This window comes from Microvirga sp. KLBC 81 (assembly GCF_003075415.1).
Lineage (GTDB): Bacteria > Pseudomonadota > Alphaproteobacteria > Rhizobiales > Beijerinckiaceae > Microvirga.
The window spans coordinates 1-8329 of the sequence record NZ_QDAH01000140.1 but is presented as its reverse complement, the minus strand read 5'-3'; the positions used below and the strand labels follow the sequence as shown (position 1 = coordinate 8329).

9 protein-coding genes are annotated in these 8329 nt (G+C 62.4%); 2 read left to right on the top strand and 7 right to left on the bottom strand.

Translation table 11 applies throughout. The features are described 5' to 3' along the window. The first annotated feature begins 492 nt into the window (after positions 1-492). Positions 493-1845 carry an oxygen-independent coproporphyrinogen III oxidase gene (gene hemN / locus DC522_RS31590; protein ID WP_116532416.1) on the top strand — a complete coding sequence of 451 codons (1353 nt, stop codon included), beginning with the start codon at positions 493-495 and terminating at the stop codon, positions 1843-1845. 76 nt (positions 1846-1921) lie between these two features. On the opposite strand, the gene DC522_RS31585 is transcribed toward hemN, so the two are convergent. From DC522_RS31585 to DC522_RS31560, 6 genes are all read right to left on the bottom strand, one after another. Then, positions 1922-3835, bottom strand: a complete 1914-nt coding sequence (locus DC522_RS31585; protein ID WP_116532414.1) for a nitric oxide reductase activation protein NorD — start codon at positions 3833-3835, stop codon at positions 1922-1924. Positions 3836-3849: 14 nt separating this feature from the next. Then, positions 3850-4662: a CbbQ/NirQ/NorQ/GpvN family protein gene (locus DC522_RS31580; protein ID WP_116532413.1), complete on the bottom strand. Its 813-nt coding sequence runs from the start codon at positions 4660-4662 to the stop codon at positions 3850-3852. Between the two features lie 69 nt (positions 4663-4731). Continuing rightward, positions 4732-6078 carry a cbb3-type cytochrome c oxidase subunit I gene (locus DC522_RS31575; RefSeq protein WP_116532412.1) on the bottom strand — a complete coding sequence of 449 codons (1347 nt, stop codon included), beginning with the start codon at positions 6076-6078 and terminating at the stop codon, positions 4732-4734. 16 nt (positions 6079-6094) lie between these two features. Continuing rightward, positions 6095-6547 (bottom strand): cytochrome c, encoded by a 453-nt coding sequence (locus tag DC522_RS31570; protein WP_116532411.1) that lies wholly within the window; start codon positions 6545-6547, stop codon positions 6095-6097. Between the two features lie 218 nt (positions 6548-6765). Then, entirely contained in the window at positions 6766-7038 is a 273-nt protein-coding gene (locus tag DC522_RS31565) for a cytochrome C oxidase subunit IV family protein (protein ID WP_116532410.1), read from the bottom strand. A gap of 7 nt (positions 7039-7045) precedes the next feature. Next, the gene (locus tag DC522_RS31560) at positions 7046-7612 is read right to left on the bottom strand and encodes a cytochrome c oxidase subunit 3 family protein (RefSeq protein WP_116532415.1); all 567 of its coding nucleotides are present in this window, start codon (positions 7610-7612) and stop codon (positions 7046-7048) included. Positions 7613-7745: 133 nt separating this feature from the next. Between DC522_RS31560 and DC522_RS35220 the strand changes: the two genes are divergently transcribed. Next, positions 7746-7901 (top strand): hypothetical protein, encoded by a 156-nt coding sequence (locus DC522_RS35220; protein WP_165820407.1) that lies wholly within the window; start codon positions 7746-7748, stop codon positions 7899-7901. Positions 7902-7996: 95 nt separating this feature from the next. On the opposite strand, the gene DC522_RS31555 is transcribed toward DC522_RS35220, so the two are convergent. Continuing rightward, a partial coding sequence (locus DC522_RS31555; protein ID WP_205769875.1) for a transposase occupies positions 7997-8329 on the bottom strand: 333 nt, incomplete at its 5' end.

Sequence of the window (8329 nt, the reverse complement as noted above, 5' to 3'; positions counted from 1 at the left end):
GATCGGAAGTGGTCCGTCATCGGATGACGATGTTCTACGCTGACGTCGGCGGACCTTATTTGTCCCCGAGCAAATAACCGGATGAACGCAGGCCGCGCCTCCGAGGAGGTTGCAAATCGCTGCTTTCGGCCGTTGCATTCTCTGGAGCCTCGGACCGAAAAGTGGACTTGCACTTTTGGATCGATCCGATGCTTTCTCCTTCAATGAGAGCATCGTTGAGAGCGGAAAACCGGATCCACTTTTCCGCACGATGCTCTAGAGAGAGCGCATCGTTGGGTGCGGAAACCCGGGGCCACTTTTCGCTGACGCGGCCCTTCGGGTCACTGGCGTGGCCCTTCGGGTCCGCACGATGCGCTTAGGCCTCGGGAACCGTGTTCCGAGTAGATTGAGCAAGCTCAATGAAGGCGGAGATAAACTGCAGTAGACATCTGCTGCATGACATCGACGCGAGATATCCCCGAGCTGGGGAGCATCCAAACGAGAGCCATCGCGATGAGAGATAACCTAAGAGCGCGATACGGGGACGAGCGGCTCCCTCGCTATACGAGCTACCCCACGGCGCCACAGTTCTCGGATGCCATCGGGCATGAAACCTACGCCGAGTGGCTTGAAGCGATACCGGGCGGAACGACGGCTTCACTCTACCTTCACGTGCCGTTCTGCCGCTCAATGTGCTGGTATTGCGGGTGCCACACCACGATCACCCAGCGGGACGCGCCTATCGTCGACTATCTCGCAGTCCTGCGTCGCGAGATCGAGCTCGTTTCGGAGCGGCTGAGCGCTCCCTTGCCGGTGCGCCATGTTCATTTCGGAGGAGGCACCCCGACGATCATGGAACCTGCCGAGTTCATTGCCCTCATCGATCTCATGAAGCAGAGATATGCCCTAGGTGAAGACACGGAGATCGCTGTCGAGATCGATCCCCGCACGCTCACCCGAACCATGACGGCAGCCTTGGGAGAGGCAGGTGTCACGCGCGCAAGCCTCGGTGTCCAGAGCTTCGACCCGCTCGTCCAGCGTGCGATCAACCGCATCCAAAGCTTCGAACAGACGGCAAGAGCCGCGAACGGCCTTCGGCAGGCGGGGGTGCGCGGCATCAACTTCGACCTCATCTACGGCCTCCCGCACCAGACCGTCGAATCCTGCGTCGAAACCGTACGGCGGAGCATCGAGCTTCGTCCCGAGCGCTTCTCGGTCTTCGGATATGCGCATATCCCCACCTTCAAGAAGCACCAGCGCAAGATCGACGAGGCAACGCTGCCGGACGCGGATGCCCGCTATGCGCAGGCCGAGGCCATTGCCGAGGCGCTCATCGCGGCCGGATACCGACGGATCGGCCTTGATCATTACGCTCTGCCGGACGATTCCATGGTGCAGGCTCAGATCGACGGCGTCCTGCACCGCAACTTCCAGGGCTACACGACGGATCCAAGCGATGTCCTGATCGGGTTCGGAGCCTCCGCCATCGGACGGCTGCCGCAGGGCTATGCCCAGAACGAAGTGGTGCTCGGGCGCTATGCCGAGCGCATCTCCCGGGGAGAGTTGGCGACGGCGAAAGGCTATTCCCTGACCGCGGACGACCGCCTCAGGGCCGATCTGATCGAGAGGGTAATGTGCGACTTTCAGGCTGATGTCGGGCAGATCTGCCGCAGGCACGGAACCGAACCGGAGGCTCTCTTGCAATCGATCTCCCGACTTCGGATGTTGGAGCGCGACGGCATCATCCGTCTGAAGGAAAACGTGCTGTCGGTGAACGATGACGCCCGTTTCCTGGTCAGGACCGTCGCGTCCGTCTTCGATGCCTATCTCGGAGCCCCTGGAAGAACACACAGTCGCGCCGTGTAAGGGGCGCCTTGGAAACAGAAAAGGGACCGGCCGTCCTTCATCGACGGCCGGTCCCTTTTGCGTATCCCGACGTGTCCTATCTCAAAAGTTGGCGATAGATGACCGGCAGAGCCGAGGGAAGTTTCGCCACCTGGCCGACGATGGCATAGCCGCCGCGGCCGAACAGATGCGGGAAGTACGATTGCGCCTCACGGTCTACCGTCACGCCGAACACGGTGACCCCGGCGCGACGCGCTTCCGTCACGGCGCGACGAGTGTCCTCGATGCCGAAGCGGCCTTCATAGTGGTCGATGTCGTTCGGCTTGCCGTCGGTGAGCACCAGCAGGAGCCGTTGCCGGTTTGGCTGCTCCGCCAGTTTGGCCGTCGCATGGCGAATGCCGGCGCCGATGCGGGTGTAGTATCCTGGCTTCAGGGCCGAGATGCGCCGCACAACGGCTGGGCTCAGGGGCTCGTCGAAATCCTTCACGGTTTCCACACGCACCCAGGAGCGGCGGCGTGACGTGAAGGTCATGATGGAATGGGAATCGCCGCAGGCTGCCAATCCGTGCGCGAGCACCATGAGCGCCTCCTTCTCGACATCAAGCACCCGCCGATTGTCTACCCAGGCATCGGTCGACAGCGAGACGTCCACCAGCAATGTGACAGCCAGGTCATGGGCTTGGCGCTTGCTTGCCAGGTGGACGCGGTCCGAGCCGCAGCCCCCTGAGAGCAGATCGCTGCGGGCGCGCACCAGCGCGTCGATATCGAGCTCCTCTCCATCGGGCTGCGCCCGCAGGATCTCGTGCTTGGGCCGCAATGCCTCGAACTGGCGACGCACGCGGCGGATGCGGCGGCGGGCCTCGTCGTCCGCCTCCCATTGTTCCCCTTGCTCGGCGGCGCGGGCCGCCAGCACGCGGCAATGGTTCGGCAGATAGGCTTTGCGGGTGTAGTCCCACTCGGGATAGGCGAGATCCGCTGTCAGGCAGGCTGTGTCGACGGCTTCAGGCGGCAGATCAAGATCGAACTTGAGCCGAGTTGCCGGCTTGCCCTTATGCTTGGAGAGCGGGATCTCCTCAATTTCGTCCAAGGCCTTTTCGGCATTCTCGTCCTCGTCATTGTCGGAGGGACGGTTGACGTTGACCATCTCCCCCATGGCCAGGATCTTCTCGAACCGATTTAGGATGAAGGGATCCTTGCGCTGGGCCTGGTCCGCTTCGCGCCGGGCGGCGAAGCGCTTGCGTGTGTCCGATGCGGCAAGGTCGCTCGGGCCGGCAGGCTCATCGCTGTTGCGATTCGGCGCCCCAGGCTCCCGGACCCAGGTGTCCCCCCAGAGCGGAACGGGCAAGAAGGCCTGATAGCCCGCGGAAGCCTGCCGGGGCAGAACCGCGTCACCGGCCGCCATGTCCCAAAGGGGGGGCGGCGTCGCATCACCATCGCCCAGGAGAGAGAGAACGATCTGCTCGATTCTACTCTCCGCGTCAGGGAGGGGGCGCTGCGGCCGTGCCTCGCGCATCGCGGAGCAAAGCTCCTCGTACATGCCTGCCAAGCCAGGGCAGTTCGCCAGAACGGTGGCGACAGTCTCCTGTACCCGTCGGAGGACCAGGATGTCCCGGCGCACGGGATCGGCTTCCAGGATCGGTTCCGTCGGCACATGGGCGAAATAGGCCGCAAGCCACAAATATAGCGAGCGGTTCAGTGTCGCCGAGGGAAACAAGTCAATCCTCGGCGGCAGGAACAGGGTGGCCCTGTCACGCCCCGGCTGCTCCAGCCGCTCCTCCGCAATACCGATCCGCTGGCGGAAATTCAGGCGATGGGACGAGATGCGGGCCGCCGTTCCAGCCAGTTGCACCCCGGGCTCGCCGCCGAGTCCGCGGAAGATGACCGCAAGGTATCCGCGGACTTCATCGAGAGAGACGCCATGCTCGGGATGACGCGGATAGGTGACCGCACGGCCGACCAGCCGATGCCAGAGCTGACCGACGGTCTCTTCAAGTTCAAGGAAGTCGAGCATGACGGGTCTCCGGGTCAGCCCAATGTGGCGCGGGCGACTTCGACAAGAGCCTTCTTGACGTCGAGGTCGTCGGTGAGCGGCTCGATCATGGTGGCCGTGACGGCCTCTTCCGCCGACACGCCTGCTGCAATGAGGGAAGCGCAGTAGACCAGGAGGCGTGTCGAGACACCTTCTTCCAGATCCTGGCCTTTCAGTGCCCGCAGGCGGCGTGCCAGCAGCAGAAGCGGACGCACACGGTCCGCGGACAGGCCGCTCTCTGACGCTACGACGGCGATCTCCTGCTCGATGGGCAGGAAGTCGAACTCGATCGCGACGAAACGCTGCCGCGTGGACGGCTTCAAGGACTTGATCAGTGTCTGATAGCCGGGATTGTAGGAGACCACGAGCATGAACGAGTCCGGTGCCTGCAGTTCCTCGCCGGTGCGGTCGAGGGGCAGGATCCGACGGTCGTCGGTGAGCGGATGCAGCACGACGGTCACGTCCTTGCGCGCCTCCACGATCTCGTCAAGATAGCAGATGCCGCCTTCGCGCACGGCGCGCGTGAGAGGACCATCGGCCCAGACGGTGTCGCCGCCCTTGAGAAGATAGCGGCCGGTGAGATCGGCGGCGGTGAGATCGTCGTGGCAGGAGACAGTGTGCAGCGGCAGGCCGAGCCTCGACGCCATATGAGCGACGAACCGGGTCTTGCCGCAGCCAGTCGGACCCTTCAGGAGCAGCGGCAGGCGCTTGCGCCAGGCAAGCTCGAAGAGCGCACATTCGTTTCCAGCGGGCACATAATAGGGAACATCAATGGCCGGGTGCGGCACGGTGTGGAGAAGGGGCTTCATCGGTCAATCCTCAAAACATCATGGAACAGAGAGGATGGGGCAGCCGGCAGCGGGCCGCCCCCATGTGATTTATTCGGCAGGCTGGAGACCCTGCGCCAGGCGCGGAGACTTCTCGCGTCCGGGGACGAACACCGCATAGACGAACATCATCGCGGAGATCAGCACGAACACGCCGGAGCCAAGGCGGATCCAATAGAAGAGCGCGAGCTGGTCCTGGACATCCATGTACGACTGACCGAGCACGCGCTGCAGGTGCACCTGGATGACGCCCGCAAAGGTGAGCGCGAAGGTCATCACCGACATCGCCGTGCACATGATCCAGAAGCTGATGATGCTGAGCATCTGGTTGTACGGGGCGCGGCCGAGGATCTGGGGCATGGCATAGGCCATGACGGCGAGGTTGAGCATCACGTACGCGCCGAAGAAGGCGAGGTGTCCGTGAGCGGCGGTGACCTGCGTGCCATGGGTGTAATAATTCACCGACGACAGGGTGTGCAGGAAGCCCCAGATTCCCGCGCCGAAGAAGGCCATCACCGAGCAGCCGATCGACCACAGGAGCGCGGCGCGGTTCGGGTGGCGGCGGCCCGCCTTCCAGGTCATCTGGACGGTGAAGACCACCATGGTGAAGAAGGGCGCGACCTCAAGCGTGGAGAACAGCGAGCCGATCCACTGCCAATAGCCGGGGGCGCCGATCCAGTAGAAGTGGTGGCCGGTGCCGAGGATGCCGGAGAACAGCGCCATGCCGACGATGACGTAGAGCCACTTCTCCACCACTTCGCGGTCGATGCCATTGAGCTTGATCATCAGGAACGCGAGGACGGAGGCCATGATCAGCTCCCACACGCCTTCGACCCAGAGGTGCACGACGTACCACCAGTACATCTTGTCCACGGCCAGGTTCGACGGGTTGTAGAAGGAGAACAGGAAGAAGATCGCCACGCCCCACAGCCCGAAAAGCAGGATGTTGGTGACAACGGTCTTGCGGCCTTTCAGCGCCGTCATGGTGATGTTGAACAGGAACATCAGGCAGACCACGACGATGCCGACCTTGATGATGTAGGGCTGTTCGAGAAACTCGCGGCCCTCGTGAATCTTGAACATGTACCCGACCACCGCGATGCCGGCGGCGATGAAGAACATCCAGAACTGGAGCTTGGCGAGGAATGGGCTGAAGAGCTCGTTCTCGGTCTCCTCCGGGATCAGGTAGTAGGTCGCTCCCATGAAGCCGATCAGCAGCCACACGATCAGCGCGTTCGTGTGAATCATTCTGACGACGTTGAAAGGCAGCAACTCGGATAGCGTGTTGGGTAGGACGTAGATCGTGCCGGCGAGGACGCCGAACAGGACCTGCGCGATGAACAGGGCCAGTGCTCCATAGAAGTAGAGCAGGGCCACCTTTTGCGTCTGGTATTTCATGATGTGGTTCCTGGTTTCAGCCGGCCTTGTTCGGCGGCCAGCTCTGGGTCTTGATGCGGCTGGTCCATTCCAGGAAGTAGGCGAGGTCGTCGAGTTCCTGGTCGGTCAGGTTGAACTGCGGCATCTGGCGTCGACCCTCGATGCCGGTGGGCTGCGCCGCCATCCAGGCCTTGAGCGTCTCGCGGGCTCCTGCCGGATCCTCCTTGCCGCCGTAGCGGTCCCAGACGTTGCCGAGTTCGGGAGCGAAATACGCTCCTTCGCCGAGGATCGAGTGGCAGTTGATACAGGAGTTCTTCTCCCAGACATGCTTGCCGCGGGCGACGGAGTCGGAGAGAGTCGACACGTCGGTCGACGTGGTGTTCATGTAGTAGTGGCTGTGGGCGGTGAGGCCCACGAAGATGGCGAAAAAGAAAAACGAGCCCCCGTAGAACACGTTCCTCGCCGCCGATTTGGTGAGGACTTCAGCCATCACGCAATCCTTTCTGAGTTGGCAGGCAGATGCGGCTCATGCCGCGATGTAAAGGTTGCCGTGGGGGGCTGCGGGAGTGAGATGTGCAGGCGATGGGACTGAACATGGCTGATGCCTCGTACGGAAGTTGCTGGCCGCGCGGAGCGGATGTTCAGCAACCTACAGGAGGGAGCGGAGCGCTCTTTGCTCTGGCACAAGCATCAGGGGAAGTGTCCCGGTCAGCCGCGCAGCAGGGGAATGGTGGCAGCAAGCCAGGCCGATGCCGCAATCAGCACCAGCCATGAGGATAACAGGAGCCGCCAGCCTGACGGAACATGACGGAGCTTGAGGAAATCCATCACCATCCACCGGCCCTTGGCGACGGCAGCCGTGAGCACGAGGCCGCTGCCGGCGATGCCTCCTGCGATTGAATGTGAGGCAGCCATGCTGAGGAGAGTGAGCAGGACGAGCAGGATCCAGGCGCGTGTGACATGGCATGTCATGGTTCGCATCGTTGCCTCACCCGACCAGATAGACAAGCGGATACATCACGACCCAGATCAGGTCGACCATGTGCCAGAACGAGGTGCCGGTCTTCAGGTTCTCAAGACTGTCGTGCAGCGCCACAGCCGCGATGATGACGATCCCGAGCACGACGTGGAGGAGATGGAAGCCGGTCAGCAGGAAGTAGAGCGTGAAGAATGTATCTGTCTCAAGGCCGACACCAATCTTGGCCTTGGCCGCGTATTCCACGATCTTGATGGCAATGAAGACGCAGCCCAGGGCCATTGCCCCGGCGAGCAGCAGGCGCGCCGTCTTCCGACAGCCGATGGCTCGGCGGTCGACAGCCAGCGCGGCCATCCATCCGCTGGTGATGAGGACGAGCGTGTTCACCCCGCCGAGAATGGGATCGAGCTGCGCTCGACCCGCGGCGAAGACATCGGCATGAACGGCTCCCGTGACAACGAAGGTCAGAAAGAGCAGACCGAAAGTCACCATCTCGGTCAGGATGAGCACCCACATCATCGGATGTCCTGGCAGGTCGGACAGCACGCCCCAGGACCTATCCTCTTGCGCAGCGCTCATCGTTCCAGTCACCCCGTGGTTGCCACGCCGATCCTTACGGCCGGCATCCAACATTCTCCTTGCGCTGTCGCAAACAAGTTCTCGACATTTCGGGCGATAGATGGACGAACCCCGGGAACAGGAGAGACGTGTTATGAACGATGCACAGATCGGACTGGTGATGGCGACGCCCCTCATCGTTATCTTCGCCGTGATGCTTCACAGAATGGGGGTGCTGCGCCCGACCGGTACGATTGCGGCCGTGACGATGTCGATCGCCATCGCGTTCGCGCTCTTCGTGACGCAATAGCACCGTGCCATCTCGGCTGACGATCTCATCGCGGGAAGCCTTGCGATGAGGATCCCGTTCGCAGGATGTATGACGCGGCCTACAGCATCGGATCCTTAATCAGACGCGTATCCGGCTGCTTTGAGGAGGTTCCAACACTCTTTTGGTTCGAACAGGTTGCAGATGTCGCCGCGGGCCCGCCAGAGCGCCTCAAAGGTGCGGGCTTCGGCCTTGCGCAGATGCGCTGTGATCTTCGAGAAGGCCTGCTCAATCGGGTTCATCTCGGGACTGTAAGGGGGCCGGAACAGGAACCAGGCCCCTCTTCGCTTCAGGCATTCGGCCGCCCTTTCGCTCTTATGGACCGCCAGATCGTCGAGGAGCACCACGTCGCCTTGGCCCAGGGTGGGCGCCAGCTGCGTCTCGATATAGGGGCAAAGGCCGAGCGGGCA